A 16,518-nucleotide genomic window follows, 5' to 3' on the forward strand; every position below is an offset into this window, starting at 1 on the left:
TGTCAATTCGGTCCCTCACCCCACCCCCCGTCCCATTTGTCGAGAATCCTCGGGGTAGCTTCGATCCGGCTGCCGCATCGGCGGCAGCCGGATCAGAGAAGACAATGGGGCCATGGCACGCGGCAAGCTTCGGATCTACCTGGGTGCGGCACCCGGCGTCGGCAAGACGTACGCGATGCTCTCCGAGGCCCACCGCCGTGTGGAACGGGGCACCGACTGCGTCGTCGCCTTCGTGGAGCACCACGACCGCCCACGCACCGAGGTCATGCTGCACGGCCTGGAGCAGATCGGGCGCCGTGAGATCGAATACCGCTCCGCGGTCTTCACCGAGATGGACGTCGACGCGGTCCTGGAGCGCGCCCCGGCCGTCGCCCTGGTGGACGAACTGGCGCACACCAATGTGCCGGGCTCCCGCAACGCCAAGCGCTGGCAGGACGTCGAGGAGCTCCTCCAGGCCGGCATAGACGTGATCTCCACCGTCAACATCCAGCACCTGGAATCACTCGGCGACGTCGTCGAGGCCATAACCGGCGTACGGCAGCGCGAGACCGTCCCCGACGAGGTCGTCCGCAGGGCCGACCAGCTCGAACTCGTCGACATGTCGCCCCAGGCGCTGCGTCGCCGGATGGCCCACGGCAACATCTACAAGCCGGACCGGATCGACGCGTCCCTGTCCAACTACTTCCGCCCCGGCAACCTGACCGCCCTGCGCGAGCTGGCCCTCCTCTGGGTCGCCGACCGGGTTGACGAATACCTTCAGCAGTACCGCGGCGAGCACAACATCCGCACCACCTGGCAGGCCCGCGAACGCATCGTCGTCGGACTCACCGGCGGTCCCGAGGGCCGTACGCTCATCCGCCGCGCGTCCAGGATGGCGGCCAAGGGCTCCGGCAGCGAGATCCTCGCCGTCTACATCGCCCGCAGCGACGGACTGACCTCCGCCTCGCCCAAGGAACTCGCCGTCCAGCGCACCCTCGTGGAGGACCTCGGCGGCACGTTCCACCACGTCATCGGCGACGACATACCGTCGGCGCTCCTCGAATTCGCCCGTGGGGTGAACGCCACGCAGATCGTCCTCGGCTCCAGCCGCCGCAAGGCCTGGCAGTACATCTACGGACCGGGCGTGGGAGCCACCGTCGCCCGCGAGTCCGGCCCCGACCTCGACGTCCATATCGTCACCCACGAAGAGGTCGCCAAGGGCCGCGGTCTGCCCATTGCCCGCGGCGCCCGGCTGGGCCGGGTCCGGATCATCTGGGGCTGGCTGGTCGGTGTGGGCGGTCCGGCCCTGCTCACGCTGCTCCTGATCCGCCTGGACAGCGGCCCCGGGCTCGCCAACGACGTCCTGCTCTTCCTCTTCCTGACCGTCGCCGCGGCCCTGCTCGGCGGGCTGCTGCCCGCCCTGGCATCGGCCGCCGTCGGCTCGCTGCTGCTGAACTACTGGTTCACCCCGCCCACCCACACCCTGACTGTGCAGGACCCGGAGAACTTCGTCGCGATCGTGATCTTCTTCGCGGTGGCGGTCTCGGTCGCCTCGGTCGTCGATCTGGCGGCCCGCCGCACCCATCAGGCGGCCAGGCTGCGCGCCGAGTCGGAGATCCTCTCCTTCCTGGCCGGCAGCGTGCTGCGCGGCGAGACGACCCTGGACGCACTCCTGGAGCGGGTCCGCGAGACCTTCGCCATGGAGTCCGTCGCCCTGCTGGAGCGGCAGAGCGACGTCGATCCGTGGACATGCGCCGGGAGCGTCGGGCCGAGCCCGGTGGCCCGGCCGGAGGACGCGGATGTGGACATGCCCGTCGGTGACCACATGGCGCTCGCGCTTTCCGGCCGGGTGCTGCCGGCCGAGGACCGCCGGGTGCTCGGCGCGTTCGCCGCCCAGGCCGCCGTCGTACTGGACCGCCAGCGCCTGGTCGACGAGGCGGAGGAGGCCCGGCGGCTCGCCGAGGGAAACCGGATCAGGACGGCCCTCCTCGCCGCCGTCAGCCACGATCTGCGTACCCCGCTCGCCGCCATCAAGGCCGCCGTCAGCTCCCTGCGCTCCGACGACGTCGCCTGGTCGGACGAGGACCAGGCCGAACTCCTGGAGGGCATCGAGAACGGCGCCGACCGCCTCGACCACCTCGTGGGCAACCTCCTCGACATGTCCAGGCTGCAGACCGGCACCGTCACCCCGCTGATCCGCGAGATCGACCTCGACGAGGTGGTCCCGATGGCGCTCGGCGGCGTCCCCGAGGGCAGCGTGGACCTGGACATCCCCGAGACCCTGCCGATGGTCGACGTCGACCCCGGGCTGCTGGAAAGGGCCGTCGCCAACATCGTCGAGAACGCCGTCAAGTACAGCCCCTGCGCAGAACGCGTCACGGTGGCCGCCAGCGCGCTCGGCGGACGCGTCGAACTACGGGTGGCCGACCGCGGCCCCGGCGTCCCCGACGACGCCAAGGAGCGCATCTTCGAGCCCTTCCAGCGCTACGGCGACGCTCCGCGCGGCGCAGGCGTCGGACTGGGCCTCGCCGTCGCCCGCGGCTTCGTGGAGTCCATGGGCGGCACGCTGGGCGCCGAGGACACCCCCGGCGGCGGCCTCACCATGGTGCTGACCCTCAAGGCGGCATCGGGATACGTTCCCGTCAGCCCCGACCTGCCCGCGCGGGTCACCTCATGACCTCGCAGTTCACCTCATGATCTCCGCAACGTCCCAGGAGATCGCCGTACAGCAGAAAGGCAGGGCCCCCATGACCCGGGTGCTTGTGGTCGACGACGAGCCGCAGATCGTACGTGCCCTCGTGATCAACCTGAAGGCGCGCAAGTACGAGGTGGACGCCGCTCCCGACGGCGCGACCGCCCTCCAGCTCGCCGCCGCCCGCCACCCCGATGTCGTCGTCCTCGACCTCGGGCTGCCGGACATGGACGGCGTCGAGGTGATCAAGGGGCTGCGCGGCTGGACCCGGGTGCCGATCCTGGTGCTCTCCGCCCGCCACACCTCCGACGAGAAGGTCGAGGCCCTGGACGCCGGAGCCGATGACTACGTCACCAAGCCGTTCGGCATGGACGAGCTGCTGGCCCGGCTGCGCGCCTCCGTCCGCCGTGCCGAACCCCTCGGCCAGCACGGCTCCGACGACGTCGTGGTCGTCGAGACCGAGGGGTTCACCGTCGACCTGGCGGCGAAGAAGGTCCACCGCGAGGGACGCGACGTACGGCTCACCCCCACCGAGTGGCACTTGCTGGAGGTCCTGGTCCGCAACAGTGGCCGGCTGGTCAGCCAGAAACAGCTGCTCCAGGAGGTCTGGGGGCCCTCGTACGGCACCGAGACCAACTATCTGCGGGTCTACATGGCGCAGCTCAGGCGCAAGCTGGAGACCGATCCCTCGCACCCCCGGCACTTCGTCACCGAGCCGGGGATGGGCTACCGCTTCGAGCGCGGCTGAACGGGCCACCGGTTCCTGTCCCGTAACCCTTGCGAGTATCTCGTCCGAGTGAGACCCGGGACACCCGCTCGGAGTACGGGAGACCGGTACCCTTCGGTTATGAGTGCTGTTCCTCGATTCGAGAAGCCCGGCAAGGCTGTGAAGCCGTCCGGCCGCTTCCGGCGGATGCTCGACCGGCTGTCCAGCTCCCAGGAGGATCTGGAGTCCGAGGAGCTGCAGGAGGACTCGCAGGCTTCGGGGTGCACGCGGATCTCCGAATGCACCGACCGCCAGATCGTCAAGGTGACTGGTACGTTGCGGACCGTCACCCTGCGGCCGCGAGCCGGAGTGCCCGCCCTGGAGGCGGAGCTCTTCGACGGCACCGCGCCGTTGGACGTGGTCTGGCTGGGCCGGCGCTCCATCGCGGGCATAGAGCCGGGCCGCAAGCTCATCGCCTCGGGCCGGATCGCCATGAGTCATGGGCGCCGGGTGCTGTTCAACCCCAAATACGAACTCCGACCGCTCGGCAAGGAGTAGCCGGTGACGTCTCTCGACAAGCCGACGTCCGACAAGGACAGCACCACCCGCACCGACCAGCAGGAGGCCGACGCGAAAGCGGTCACCGAGGCCGCGCTCTTCGAGGCGTTCGGCGGTGTCCGGGGGATGGTGGAGACAGTCGTTCCCGGGCTGCTCTTCGTCACGATCTTCACGATCAACAAGGATCTGCACCTCTCCGCCATCGCCGCCCTGGTGGTCTCCCTGGTCCTCGTCGCCGTACGGCTGATCCGCAGGGACACCGTCAAGCACGCCTTCAGCGGTGTCTTCGGCGTGGCCTTCGGTGTGGTCTTCGCGATGATGACCGGCAATGCCAAGGACTTCTATCTGCCGGGCATGCTCTACACGCTCGGCCTGGCACTCGCCTACCTGATCACCACCCTCGCCGGGGTGCCGCTGATCGGTCTGATGCTGGGCCCGGTGTTCAAGGAGAACCTCTCCTGGCGCACCAGGAACCCCGGTCGCAAGAAGGCGTACGCCAAGGCCAGCTACGCCTGGGGGCTGATCCTGCTCGCCAAGTGCGCGATCCTCTTCCCGCTGTACTGGTGGGCAGACACCACCCAGTTCGGCTGGGTCCTGGTCGCCCTGAAGATCCCACCGTTCCTGCTCGCGGTCTATCTGACCTGGGTCTTCCTCGCCAAGGCGCCGCCGCCCATCGATGTCTTCGCGGAGATGGAGGCGCAGGAGCAGGCCGAGAAGGACCGCAAGGCGGAGGCGGCCGCCGGCGCGACGCGCCACCAGGAGTTCTGAACCGCCCACGACAGACGGAAGGGGCCCGGCACCGTGTGAGAACGGTTCCGGGCCCCTTCCGTCCGCCTGCCCTGCGTCGGTCAGTCCTCCGAGTCGCCCCGGCATACCGACAGCAGGTCCTCCAACTGCTCCTCGCGTGCCTGTGCGGCCACGAACAGCAGCTCGTCACCGGCCTCCAGTGTCTCCTCGGTGCTCGGCGTCAGAACGCGCTGCCCGCGGATGATGGTGACCAGCGAGGTGTCCTCGGGCCAGGCCACATCGCCGACCTGGGTGCCGGCCAGCGCCGACTCCGGGGGCAGGGTCAGCTCGACCAGGTTGGCGTCGCCATGGCTGAAGCGCAGCAGCCGGACCAGATCGCCGACGCTCACCGCCTCCTCGACCAGGGCCGACATCAGACGCGGCGTGGAGACCGCCACATCGACGCCCCAGGCCTCGTTGAACAACCACTCGTTCTTCGGGTTGTTGACCCGGGCGACGACCCTGGGCACGCCGTACTCGGTCTTGGCAAGCAGCGAGACGACCAGATTCACCTTGTCGTCGCCGGTCGCGGCGATCACGACGTTGCAGCGTTGAAGTGCCGCCTCGTCGAGTGAGGTGATCTCGCAGGCGTCCGCCAGCAGCCACTCGGCCATCGGCACCCGCTCCACCGAAATGGCCGTCGGCGCCTTGTCGACGAGCAGCACCTCGTGCCCGTTCTCCAGCAGCTCGCCCGCGATGGAACGGCCCACCGCACCGGCCCCGGCAATCGCGACACGCATCAGTGACCGCCCTCCTCAGGACCCTCGGCGAAGGCCGCCTCGACCTTTGCGATCTCGTCCGTACGCATCATCACGTGGACCAGGTCGCCCTCCTGCAGCACCGTCTGCGAGCTGGGCAGAATGGCTTCGCCCAACCGGGTGAGGAACGCCACGCGGACGCCCGTCTCCTCCTGCAGCGTGCTGATCTTGTGGCCGATCCAGGACGGTGTGGTGTGCACCTCCGCGAGCTGCACACCGCCGCTCGGATCCCGCCACAGCGGCTCGGCGCCCGAGGGGAGCAGCCGCCGCAGCATCTGGTCCGCGGTCCAGCGCACGGTGGCGACCGTGGGGATGCCGAGGCGCTGGTAGACCTCGGCGCGCCGGGGGTCGTAGATCCGCGCCGCGACATTCTCGATGCCGAACATCTCGCGGGCCACCCGGGCGGCGATGATGTTCGAGTTGTCGCCGCTGCTCACCGCGGCGAACGCACCGGCCTCCTCGATCCCCGCCTCACGGAGGGTGTCCTGGTCGAAGCCGACACCGGTGACGCGCCGCCCACCGAATCCGGACCCGAGGCGCCGGAACGCCGTGGGGTCCTGGTCGATGACGGCGACCGTGTGCCCCTGCTGCTCCAGGGTCTGCGCGAGAGCGGCCCCCACTCGCCCGCAGCCCATGATGACGATGTGCACCTTGCGCCTACCTCGCAGTCCTGATCGTCCGGCTGACCTGCGAAAACACCCTGCTCACACTTCTTCCTCAGCTTGCCGGGCAAACAACGGGGCAACGGTATGTCCCGTTGCCCAGGATGAGCTTATGCGGCCGGGAGTGCGAAGCCTCATCCGAGTGCGCTTTCGCCGCGCCCTGTGATGGGGGCGCGGAGGACCGCCGGATGCAGCCACTGCGGGACGGACCCTTGAATACGACGACTACAGACATCTAACATGTCAGTTCATGGAGACCCTGCGCCCCGTCCGACGGACCCTGTTGCGGGACACCGCGTACGAGGCGATCCGTGACGCCATCGTCCGCGGCGACATCCCGCCCGGTGCCCCCGTCCGCGACGCCGACCTCGCCGAACGCCTCGGACTGTCCCGGGCGCCGGTCCGCGACGCACTGTCCCGGCTCTCCGGCGAGGGACTCGTCGAATCCAAGCCGCAGAGCTACACCCGGGTGACCCGGCTGGTGCCGCGCGACGTCCGGGACGCGGCGGCGGTCGTACGGGCCATGCAGGAACTCGCCGCCAGGACGGCCGTACCCCTCCTCACGGATGCGGACATCACCGCGATGCGCGAGGCGAACGACCGCTTCCGGGACGCGACCCGCCGCGGCGACGTGGCGGAGGCACTGCGCGCCGACGACCGGCTCCATGACGTCCTCGTCACCGCCTGCGGCAACCGCGCGGTGGCCGCCACCGTCCGGCGCTACACGCCCTTGATCCGGCGCCTGGAGTGGCGGCAGTTCGGCACGCCCGGCGCAGCACACGGCTCGGCGGAGCTGCACGACCGGCTGATCGAGGCGTGCGCGGGGCGCGATGCCGAAGCCGCGGCCAGGGTCACCGCGGAGATCTGGCGGGCGCTCGAAGAACTCGCCGACGAACCGGCCGACTAGGCCGACGGCCCGAGCACCGCCCGCACGAGCCGCCAGGCCGCGGACGAGCCGACCACCATCACCACACCGACCCATCACCACACCGACCCCCGCCCACCATCACCGAGCCACCCCCGGCCAAGGGAGCCCCCGTGACGCCCGCATCGCCCGCAGCCCCGTCCTCCCCCTCTCTCTCCTCCTACGACCGCTACCCCCTCCTCTTCGGCCCCTCTCCCGTGCACCGCCTCGACCGGCTCACCGATCACCTCGGCGGCGCCGCGGTCTGGGCCAAACGGGAGGACTGCAACTCCGGCATCGCCTATGGCGGCAACAAGACGCGCAAGCTCGAATACCTCGTGGCCGACGCCCTGGCGCAGGGCTGCGACACGCTCGTCTCCATCGGCGGCGTCCAGTCCAACCACACCCGCCAGGTCGCGGCGGTCGCCGCCCGTGCCGGCCTCAAGTGCGTACTCATCCAGGAAAGCTGGGTCGAGTGGCCCGACGCCGTCTACGACAAGGTCGGCAACATCCTGATCAGCCGCCTGGCCGGTGCCGATGTCCGCCTGGTGCGTGCCGGGTTCGGCATCGGCGTCAAGGAGAGCTGGGAGCAGGCGCTGCGCGAGGTCGAGGAGGGCGGCGGCCGGCCGTACGCCATCCCCGCCGGCGCGTCCGACCATCCTCTCGGTGGGCTCGGCTTCGCCAACTGGGCGTACGAGGTCGCCGAGCAGGAGCGCGCACTCGGCGTGTTCTTCGACACCGTCGTCGTCTGCTCGGTGACCGGCTCCACCCAGGCCGGCATGGTCGCGGGCTTCGCCGCGCTCGAAGAGGAGGGCGGCCGTCCGCGGCGCGTGCTGGGCATCGACGCCTCCGCGGAACCCACTCGCACCCGCGAGCAGATCGCCCGGATCGCGGCCGGCACCGCACGGCTCATCGGGGTGCGGCGCGAGCTCACCGTGGACGACATCGAGCTGGACGAGCGCTACCACGCGGGCACGTACGGCATCCCCGACGACACCACCCTCGACGCGATGCGGCTCGCCGCCCGTACCGAGGGCATGGTCACCGACCCCGTGTACGAGGGGAAGTCGATGGCGGGAACGATCGACCTCGTGGGGCGCGGCGAGATCGCCAGGGATTCCACCGTCCTTTACGCACATCTCGGCGGTCAGCCCGCATTGAATGGTTACAGTGCGCTTTTCGCGGACGCTTAGTGCAAGGATTTCGTTAAGAATTTCATGGCTTTTTCGTCCGAGCGCAGGAGATTGCGGGGCCACGGGGGTGGTGGGTCCGCGGCTTCCATACGGAACGCTTACGATCCTCTGCGTGTCCAAACTGACCGACGTGCCCAAACGGATCCTGATCGGGCGCGCACTGCGCAGTGACCGGCTCGGAGAAACGCTCCTGCCGAAGCGCATCGCCCTCCCCGTCTTCGCCTCCGACGCCCTGTCCTCCGTTGCCTACGCACCTGGCGAGGTTCTGCTCGTCCTGTCTGTCGCGGGCGTGTCGGCGTACCACTTCAGCCCGTGGATCGCCCTGGCGGTCGTGGTGGTGATGTTCACCGTGGTGGCGTCGTACCGGCAGAACGTGCACGCGTACCCCAGCGGTGGTGGCGACTACGAGGTCGCCACCACCAACCTCGGCCCCAAGGCCGGCCTGACGGTCGCCAGCGCGCTGCTCGTGGACTACGTCCTCACCGTCGCCGTCTCCATCAGCTCCGGCATCGAGAACCTGGGTTCGGCGATCCCGTTCGTGGTCGAGCACAAGGTGCTGTGCGCCGTCGCGGTGATCCTCCTGCTGACGCTGATGAACCTGCGCGGCGTCAAGGAGTCCGGGTCGCTCTTCGCGATTCCGACGTACGTGTTCGTCGTGGGCGTCTTCATCATGATCGCGTGGGGTGCCTTCCGCACTCTCGTGCTCGGCGACACCATGCGCGCGCCCACCGCCGACTTCCACATCAAGGCGGAGCAGGAGGGCCTCGCGGGCTTCGCTCTCGTCTTCCTGCTGCTGCGCGCCTTCTCCTCCGGCTGTGCCGCGCTCACCGGCGTCGAGGCGGTATCCAACGGCGTCCCGGCCTTCCGCAAGCCCAAGTCCAAGAACGCGGCGACGACGCTCTCGATGATGGGCGTGCTCGCCATCACCATGCTCGTCGGCATCATCGCCCTCGCCCTGGTCACCGACGTCCGGATGGCCGAGAACCCGGCGCAGGACCTGCTGAAGGGCGGTGTGCCGGTCGGCCCCGGCTATGTGCAGGACCCGGTGATCACGCAGGTCGCCGAGGCCGTCTTCGGCAACGGCAGCTTCCTGTTCATCGTGCTCGCCGCGGCCACCGCCCTGGTGCTGTTCCTCGCGGCGAACACGGCGTACAACGGCTTCCCGGTGCTCGGCTCGATCCTCGCCCAGGACCGCTACCTGCCGCGCCAGCTTCACACCCGCGGCGACCGCCTCGCGTTCTCCAACGGCATCGTGCTGCTCGCCGGCGCGGCCGCCCTGCTCGTCGTCATCTACGGAGCCGACTCGACCCGGCTGATCCAGCTCTACATCGTCGGCGTGTTCGTGTCCTTCACGCTCAGCCAGACCGGCATGGTCCGCCACTGGAACCGCCACCTGCGCACCGAGAAGGACGCCGACAAGCGCCGCCACATGATCCGCTCCCGTGCGATCAACGCCTTCGGCGCCTTCCTGACCGGCCTCGTCCTCGTGGTCGTCCTGGTCACCAAGTTCACCCACGGTGCCTGGGTCGCCCTGCTCGGCATGTGCATCTTCTTCGCGACGATGACCGCGATCCGGAAGCACTACGACCGGGTTGCAGAGGAGATCGCCGCCGACGAGACCCCGTCCGACGAGACGATCCGGCCCTCCAGGGTCCACTCGATCGTCCTGGTCTCCAAGCTCCACCGGCCCACCCTGCGCGCCCTCGCCTACGCCAAGCTGATCCGCTCCGACCGGCTGGAGGCGCTCTCCATCAGCGTCGACCCGGCGGAGACCAAGGCGCTCAAGGACGACTGGGAGCGGCGCGGCATCGACATCCCGCTGAAGATCCTCGACTCCCCGTACCGCGAGGTGACCCGGCCGGTCATCGACTACGTGAAGAGCCTGCGCCGGGAGAGCCCGCGCGACGTGGTGAGCGTGTACATCCCGGAGTACGTGGTCGGCCACTGGTACGAGCACCTCCTCCACAACCAGAGCGCCCTGCGCCTCAAGGGGCGGCTGCTGTTCACCCCGGGCGTGATGGTGACCTCCGTGCCGTACCAGCTGGAGTCCTCCGAGGCGGCGAAGAAGCGCGCCAGGAAGCGCGCCGAGTGGAACGCACCGGGCTCGGTGCGCCGCGGACCCGTGGAGCGCAGGCCCAAGGAACCCGCCAACAAGGGCTGACCGCGCCCGCCCGCTCGTGGTAAACGGCCGGACGACACCCACGTAGACTCGTGGGTTGTTGTCCGGCCGTTTTTCCCTTGATCTCTGGAGCCACCCCCTCATGCAGAACGAACCCACGTCGTCGCTGGTCGGGGAGGAGTACGAGGTCGAGGTCGGGCCCGTCGCACACGGCGGCCACTGCATCGCCCGCACGTCGCAGGGCCAGGTCCTCTTCGTACGGCACACGCTTCCCGGCGAGAAGGTCATCGCCAAGGTCACCGAGGGCGAGAGCGACTCCCGCTTCCTGCGCGCCGACGCGGTACGGATCATCGAGGCGTCCAAGGACCGTGTCGAGGCGCCCTGCCCGTACGCCGGTCCCGGCAAGTGCGGCGGCTGCGACTGGCAGCACGCCAAGCCCGGCGCCCAGCGCAGGCTCAAGGGTGAAGTGATTGCTGAACAGCTCCAGCGCCTCGCGGGTCTCACCCCCGAGGAGGCGGGCTGGGACGGCACCGTCATGCCGGCCGAGGGCGACAAGCTTCCGGCAGGCGAGGTACCGGCCTGGCGCACCCGGGTCCAGTACGCCATCGACGAGGACGGCCGTGTCGGCCTGCGCAGGCACCGTTCGCACGACGTGGAGCCGATCGAACGCTGCCTGATCGCGGCCCCCGGCGTCACCGAACTCGGCATCGAGAAGCGGGAATGGCCCGGCATGGCCTCGGTGGAAGCAATCGCGGCCACCGGCTCCCACGACCGCCAGGTGATCCTCACCCCGAGGCCCGGCGGCCGGCTGCCCCTCGTCGAGCTCGACAAGCCCGTCTCGGTGCTGCGCGTCGACGAGCGCGACGGCGGCGTCCACCGCGTGCACGGCCGCGCCTTCGTCCGCGAGCGCGCCGACGACCGTACCTACCGGGTCGGTTCGGGCGGCTTCTGGCAGGTCCACCCGCAAGCCGCCAACACCCTCGTCCGCGCCGTGATGCAGGGCCTGCTGCCCCGCAAGGGCGACACCGCCCTCGACCTCTACTGCGGCGTCGGCCTGTTCGCGGGCGCCATCGGCCAGCGCATCGGCGAGAAGGGTGCGGTCCTCGGCATCGAGTCCGGCAAGCGCGCCGTCGAGGACGCCCGGCACAACCTGAAGGACCTGGAACGGGTCCGCATCGAGCACGGCAAGGTCGACCAGGTCCTGCCGCGCACCGGCATCACCGAGACCGACCTGATCGTCCTCGACCCCCCGCGCGCAGGCGCCGGCAAGCAGACGGTCAAGCACCTGGCCGGCCTCGGTGCCCGCCGCATCGCGTATGTGGCATGCGACCCGGCGGCCCTCGCCCGCGACCTGGCGTACTTCCGCGAGGGCGGGTACAAGGTGCGGACGCTGCGGGCGTTCGATCTGTTTCCGATGACGCACCATGTGGAGTGCGTCGCGATCCTGGAGCCGGCTGCTAAGGGCTCCTGACCTGCGGGTTTGCGGCGTGGGTGGTTCGCTCGACCTGTTTGCCTGCCTGCACCGGGTCGAGCGGACGGTTCCTCCGTGGTAGACCCCTTGACCTGCGGTTTTGTGACAGTGTGCGGTCCTGACGGCGCGAGTGTCTTGGTGGCGCCGAGAAGTCTTGACGCTCGAATGACGCCGACTCGGGACGCGTCGCCGCATCGTCCACGCGTAGTGGTCGAAGTGTACTGGCGGAGATCTGACCGCCCAGTGGTCAGGCGGTCACCGGGCTCGGCCGCCGGTGTGACTGCGTACCCTGAGACCGAACGCGGGGAGCTTGCATCATCGGTCGAGTCGGTGATGGAGCCGGGCCGGATGTCGAGGATGGCGGCGAGTCACGAGAGGTCGCCGGCTTTCCTCCAGCCGCTGGAGCACCATCTTGCGCCGGCGCCACCGCCCGTACTGGTAGAAGGGCGCGGTACGCCCGCGTCGGCGGGAGGCCGGTCACCGCCCGTCCCCCCGCAGACCGGGGCGCACACCCCTGTTCCCGGACACGGCCTCGGTCTGCTGCCAGACGGAGGTGAGCGCCGTGACGGGGTCCGGATCGGCCGGCGCTGCCGGCCACCAGTCGCCGTCGTCATGCTGGAGGTAGGGGTACCAGCGGGTGTCGGGGCCCAGGCGCAGCTGGATGCGGTGGTCGGTGAGCGTGAGGCGGTTGCGCCAGGTCCTGAGGGCGACCGGGGTGGTGGTCATTTCGGCGAGGGCCTCGGTCAGGGCGGTGCGGGCGGCTGTCATCGCCGTCGGGTCGGGGGTGTGGGGCTGTTCGGCGACGGTGATGCCGGTTGGGCCGCCATACCGCCAGGCGCGGGTGAGGCGGACGAACGCGGTCGGTTTGGCACCGGTGTTCTGGATGAGGTGGTGGAACCACTCGGGGCCGCAGTTGCTCGCGGCGATCCGTGTCGCGTCCTCGTGCTGGGACAGATGCAGGCTGGTGGTGTCACCCTTGAGCACTCGTGCAGCGCGTGTGGCGGTGTCCGCCATGAGGCGTTCGAGGTCCGCGGTGGACAGACCGGTGCCGGGTGGCGGGGCGGCGGGCAGCGCGGCGGTGTGGGGCGCCGGTTCGGGGAGTTCGGGAAGGGGCGGAGTGTGTTCGGCCAGTGCGGCCCAGGCTGCGTAGGTGCCCGCGGCCGGGAGGCCGGCCGGGGCCGGTGGGGTGGAGGTCGCCTGGGCGGCCGTACGGCGGGCGCGCAGCCGGGCGAGGACCTCCTCCCGTCCGCGGCCGCGCAGGGCGAACACCACGAAGGGGTCGGCGTCGATGGTCGCGGCGATGACGTAGCAGAGCGCGGCGGCGTGTTTGCAGGGGTAGCCCCAGTCGGGGCAGGAACATTCGGGGTCGAGTTCGGTGGGTTGCGGCAGCAGGGGGACGCCGGCGTGGCGGGCGTCGTCGACGAGTTCGGCGGGCATCTCGCCGTCGAGGAGTGCGGCGAGATGCCCGGCCCGGGCCGCGATGGTGTCGAGGAGGGTGTCCCACTGGGCGTCGGTGAGGACGGGCAGGTGGACGGCGGAGCGGTAGGGACGGGGCCTGCTGCCCTGGACAGCGGCTTTGACCTGGCCGGGGGCGATGGTGACGGGCCCGACCATACCCTGGCGGGCGTAGGTGCGTCCGCGGGACAGGCGCCCCGAGTCCAGGGTGGAGTCCTCAAGGGCCGTTACCCATGCCTGGCCCCACCAGGTCGCGGCGAAGGCACGCCTGCCGCGGGTGGGCGCGCGGCGCGGGCCGGGGACCGAGGGGCTCATGACTGCCTCCCCAGGGCGACCAGTTCGGCGAGATCGGCGTCGGACAGTTCGGTCAGAGCGGCCTCACCGGAGCCGACCACGGCGTCGGCGATCGCGCGCTTGGATTCGAGCAGCTTCGCCACCTTGTCCTCCACGGTCCCCTCCGCAAGGAGTTTGTGGACCTGTACGGGCTTGTCCTGGCCGATGCGGTAGGCACGGTCGGTGGCCTGGTCCTCGACGGCCGGGTTCCACCAGCGGTCGTAGTGCACGACATGGGTGGCCCGGGTGAGGTTGAGGCCGGTGCCCGCGGCCTTCAGGGAGAGCAGGAACACCGGTACCTCGCCGCGTTGGAAGCGGTCCACCATCTCCTCGCGCGCGGTGACGGGGGTGCCGCCGTGCAGGAAGAGGGTGGGGACGCCTCGTTCCGCGAAGTGCTTCTCCAGTAGCGTCGCCATCTGCTTGTACTGGGTGAAGACCAGCACCGACTCGCCCTCGGCGGTGAGGGTGTCGACCAGTTCGTCGAGCAGTGCCAGTTTGCCGGACCGGCCCTGCAGCGGTGTGGACTGGCGCAGGTACTGGGCGGGGTGGTTGCAGATCTGCTTCAGCGCGGTGAGGAGCTTCAGGATCAGGCCGCGGCGGGCGATGCCCTCGGCTTCGGCGATCTTTGCCATGGTTTCGCGGACCACCGCCTCGTACAGGCTTGCCTGTTCGGCGGTCAGCGGTACGACACGGTCGGTTTCGGTCTTGGCGGGCAGTTCGGGCGCGATGCCCGGGTCGGACTTCCTGCGGCGCAGCAGGAACGGGCGGACGAGACGGGACAGCCGTTCGGCGGCCTGCGGGTCCTCGCCCGACTCGATCGCTCGGGCGTGGCGGTCGCGGAAGACGGTGAGCGGGCCGAGGAGTCCGGGGGTGGTCCAGTCGAGGAGCGCCCACAGTTCGGAGAGGTTGTTCTCCACGGGGGTGCCGGTGAGGGCGACGCGGGCGCGGGCGGGCAGGGCGCGCAGCTCGCGGGCGGTGACGGCGTAGGGATTCTTGACGTGCTGGGCCTCGTCGGCGGCGATGAGCGACCAGGCGTTCTCGGCGAGGGTCTCCCGGTCGCGGCGCAGCACTCCGTAGGTGACCAGGACGATCTCGTCCCCGGCCAGGTCCTTCAGGTGGCGGTCGCCGCCGTGGTAGCGGCGCACGGGGGTGGACGGTGCGAACCTGGCTGCCTCGCGCTGCCAGTTGCCGAGCAGTGAGGCGGGGCAGACGACGAGCGTGGGGCCCGCGGTGACGCCGTCGGTCTGGCGGTGCAGGTGCAGAGCGAGCAGGGTGATGGTCTTGCCCAGGCCCATGTCGTCGGCGAGACAGCCGCCGAGACCGAGCTCGCACATCTCGGCCAGCCAGGCGAGGCCCCGTTTCTGGTAGTCGCGCAGCGTGGCCTTCAGAGCGGCGGGCTGCGGGGCGGGGGCGCGGGATTCGGGGTCGCGGATACGGGCGACGAGGTTGCCGAGTGCTCCCACCGCCGCGCAGCGAAGAGCCTCCCCGTCCCGCTCCACCTCGCCGGTCAGCGCGGCGCCCAGTGCCTCCATGGGGGTGAGCGGCTGCATCCGGCGGCGCCTGGCGCGGGCCACCAGCTTCGGGTCGGCGACCACCCACTGGTCGCGCAGCCGGACGAGGGGGCGGCGAGCCTCGGCGAGGGCGTCCATCTCGGCCTCGGTGAGCGGGTCGCCGCTGAGCGAGAGCTGCCAGCGGAAGTCGAGGAGCGTGTCGGCGTCGAGCATGCCGGCCGCGCTGGAGCCAGGCGCGGTGCGTTGCCCGATTTCCGCGGTCGCGGTGAGTGCCTTGACCAGCTCGCGTGGCCAGTGCACGTCGATACCGGCGGCGCGCAGGGTGTCGGTGGCGTCGCCCAGCAGGTCGAGGGCCTCGTCGTCGGTCAGCCGCAGCTGGTCCGGAGCGGCGTCCTTCAACAGCCGGTCGAGCGGTGGCCAGGCGCGGGCGCCGCGGCGTAGTGCGAGCAGCGTCTCGGTCTCGGCGCGCGGGCCGAGCAGCCGCTCCACTTCGGCCGGTTCGCTCCACAGCCGTGCGGCCTCCACGACGAGCGCCGGATCCGCCGCGGTGTGCAGCTGGAGGACGGCCCGGAACTGCCGACGTCGCCCCTCGGGTACGTCGACCCGCAGCGAGACCCTGACGTCGGCGGTGAACGCGGCAGTGGTCTCCTCGGCCCACTCGCGCAGGGCGGGCACGGCACGCGTCTCGCGCCAGGCGTACGGCAGGGCTCCCATGGCGAGCGCAGCGGCCGGGGTACGGACCAGTTCGTCGGCGACCGCGTCGCAGAACTGGCGTACCAGTGCGGCCGGTTCCGTGATCCGCAGTGGTGTGGGCCCAGGCTCGGGCAGGCAGTGGGCGTGGGGCGGGAAGGCGGCGGCGAGGGCGTCCAGAGTCTGCCGCTGGGCGGCGGTGAAGGGGCCCGCCTTCCAGGTGTCGTAGCCGGCGTCGGTGAGGGCCGGGTGGAGGCGGCCGTCGGCGAGCAGTCGCAGCGCCAAGCGGGCGGCGGATTGCCAGGCGGCGGCGGACGGGTGCGGCGGCTGTGCCCCGGACAGCGCGGCGACAGCGAGGGCGACGGGCAGTGCGTAGCCCTCCACCTTGCGCCGTCTGACCGAGCGGCCGTGCGGCAGCACGAGCTCCGCCGCCTCGGGCTCGACGACCGCGGGTGCCATGCTCTCGGCAGTGGCTGCCCCTGCGGGCTGCCAGAGCAGCAATCGGCCGAGGCGGGCGGGCTCGCCGGGCAGGAACACCGCCGCCCAGCCGTCGTTGAGCCGACTCCGCGCCCAGGCAGCCGACTCCGGTGCGGCCCATCGCGGCACGCTCCTCGTGCCTGTGCTCTGCTCCCGTACGAGGACTCGTGCCACTCTCTTTCGCCTCACCGTCGTCCAGGCGGTCTTCACCGCTCCTTCGTCCA

General features: G+C 70.5%; 12 protein-coding genes. 8 read left to right on the plus strand and 4 right to left on the minus strand.

Annotated features, from left to right (window positions below):
* Positions 1 to 112: 112 nt before the first annotated feature.
* From IEZ15_RS08335 to IEZ15_RS08350, 4 genes are all read left to right on the plus strand, one after another.
* The gene (locus IEZ15_RS08335; RefSeq protein ID WP_189275458.1) at positions 113 to 2,656 is read left to right on the plus strand and encodes a DUF4118 domain-containing protein; all 2,544 of its coding nucleotides are present in this window, start codon (positions 113 to 115) and stop codon (positions 2,654 to 2,656) included.
* 70 nt (positions 2,657 to 2,726) lie between these two features.
* Entirely contained in the window at positions 2,727 to 3,419 is a 693-nt protein-coding gene (locus tag IEZ15_RS08340; protein WP_189275930.1) for a response regulator, read from the plus strand.
* Between the two features lie 99 nt (positions 3,420 to 3,518).
* Positions 3,519 to 3,935 (plus strand): OB-fold nucleic acid binding domain-containing protein, encoded by a 417-nt coding sequence (locus IEZ15_RS08345; protein ID WP_093898969.1) that lies wholly within the window; start codon positions 3,519 to 3,521, stop codon positions 3,933 to 3,935.
* A 3-nt stretch (positions 3,936 to 3,938) separates the two neighbouring features.
* Positions 3,939 to 4,703 (plus strand): DUF3159 domain-containing protein, encoded by a 765-nt coding sequence (locus tag IEZ15_RS08350; RefSeq protein WP_189275460.1) that lies wholly within the window; start codon positions 3,939 to 3,941, stop codon positions 4,701 to 4,703.
* Between the two features lie 80 nt (positions 4,704 to 4,783).
* Here IEZ15_RS08350 and IEZ15_RS08355 read toward each other — a convergent pair whose 3' ends face one another.
* Together IEZ15_RS08355 and IEZ15_RS08360 are read right to left on the minus strand one after the other, a co-directional pair.
* Positions 4,784 to 5,461, minus strand: a complete 678-nt coding sequence (locus tag IEZ15_RS08355) for a potassium channel family protein (protein WP_189275463.1) — start codon at positions 5,459 to 5,461, stop codon at positions 4,784 to 4,786.
* The gene (locus IEZ15_RS08360) at positions 5,461 to 6,129 is read right to left on the minus strand and encodes a potassium channel family protein (RefSeq protein WP_026242838.1); all 669 of its coding nucleotides are present in this window, start codon (positions 6,127 to 6,129) and stop codon (positions 5,461 to 5,463) included. The genes IEZ15_RS08355 and IEZ15_RS08360 overlap by 1 nt, the downstream gene beginning before the upstream one ends.
* Positions 6,130 to 6,391: 262 nt before the next feature.
* Between IEZ15_RS08360 and IEZ15_RS08365 the strand changes: the two genes are divergently transcribed.
* The 4 genes from IEZ15_RS08365 to IEZ15_RS08380 all read left to right on the plus strand — a co-directional run bounded on the left by IEZ15_RS08365 (position 6,392) and on the right by IEZ15_RS08380 (position 11,828).
* Positions 6,392 to 7,048: a GntR family transcriptional regulator gene (locus IEZ15_RS08365; protein ID WP_114247123.1), complete on the plus strand. Its 657-nt coding sequence runs from the start codon at positions 6,392 to 6,394 to the stop codon at positions 7,046 to 7,048.
* A 131-nt stretch (positions 7,049 to 7,179) separates the two neighbouring features.
* Complete coding sequence (locus tag IEZ15_RS08370) at positions 7,180 to 8,238, plus strand: 1-aminocyclopropane-1-carboxylate deaminase (RefSeq protein ID WP_189275465.1); 1,059 nt, start codon at positions 7,180 to 7,182, stop codon at positions 8,236 to 8,238.
* Positions 8,239 to 8,350: 112 nt separating this feature from the next.
* On the plus strand, positions 8,351 to 10,399 hold the full coding sequence (locus tag IEZ15_RS08375) for an APC family permease (RefSeq protein ID WP_189275467.1): 2,049 nt from the start codon (positions 8,351 to 8,353) through the stop codon (positions 10,397 to 10,399).
* A 100-nt stretch (positions 10,400 to 10,499) separates the two neighbouring features.
* Positions 10,500 to 11,828: a class I SAM-dependent RNA methyltransferase gene (locus IEZ15_RS08380; protein ID WP_189275469.1), complete on the plus strand. Its 1,329-nt coding sequence runs from the start codon at positions 10,500 to 10,502 to the stop codon at positions 11,826 to 11,828.
* Positions 11,829 to 12,305: 477 nt separating this feature from the next.
* Here IEZ15_RS08380 and IEZ15_RS08385 read toward each other — a convergent pair whose 3' ends face one another.
* Together IEZ15_RS08385 and IEZ15_RS08390 are read right to left on the minus strand one after the other, a co-directional pair.
* A complete protein-coding gene (locus tag IEZ15_RS08385; protein WP_189275470.1) occupies positions 12,306 to 13,598 on the minus strand; it encodes an SWIM zinc finger family protein in 1,293 nt (430 codons plus the stop codon).
* Positions 13,595 to 16,468: an SCO1167/SCO6262 family helicase gene (locus tag IEZ15_RS08390; protein WP_229845795.1), complete on the minus strand. Its 2,874-nt coding sequence runs from the start codon at positions 16,466 to 16,468 to the stop codon at positions 13,595 to 13,597. The genes IEZ15_RS08385 and IEZ15_RS08390 overlap by 4 nt, the downstream gene beginning before the upstream one ends.
* Positions 16,469 to 16,518: the final 50 nt, after the last annotated feature.

This window comes from Streptomyces atratus (assembly GCF_014648655.1).
GTDB classification, from domain to species: Bacteria; Actinomycetota; Actinomycetes; order Streptomycetales; family Streptomycetaceae; genus Streptomyces; species Streptomyces atratus.

Excerpts from the sequence above, each read along its gene's own strand:
- IEZ15_RS08335 (WP_189275458.1), top strand. The coding sequence starts at position 113 with ATGGCACGCGGCAAGCTTCGGATCTACCTGGGTGCGGCACCCGGCGTC.
- IEZ15_RS08340 (WP_189275930.1), top strand. The coding sequence starts at position 2,727 with ATGACCCGGGTGCTTGTGGTCGACGACGAGCCGCAGATCGTACGTGCC.
- IEZ15_RS08345 (WP_093898969.1), top strand. The coding sequence starts at position 3,519 with ATGAGTGCTGTTCCTCGATTCGAGAAGCCCGGCAAGGCTGTGAAGCCG.
- IEZ15_RS08355 (WP_189275463.1), bottom strand. The coding sequence starts at position 5,461 with ATGCGTGTCGCGATTGCCGGGGCCGGTGCGGTGGGCCGTTCCATCGCG.
- IEZ15_RS08365 (WP_114247123.1), top strand. The coding sequence starts at position 6,392 with ATGGAGACCCTGCGCCCCGTCCGACGGACCCTGTTGCGGGACACCGCG.
- IEZ15_RS08380 (WP_189275469.1), top strand. The coding sequence starts at position 10,500 with ATGCAGAACGAACCCACGTCGTCGCTGGTCGGGGAGGAGTACGAGGTC.
- IEZ15_RS08385 (WP_189275470.1), bottom strand. The coding sequence starts at position 13,598 with ATGAGCCCCTCGGTCCCCGGCCCGCGCCGCGCGCCCACCCGCGGCAGG.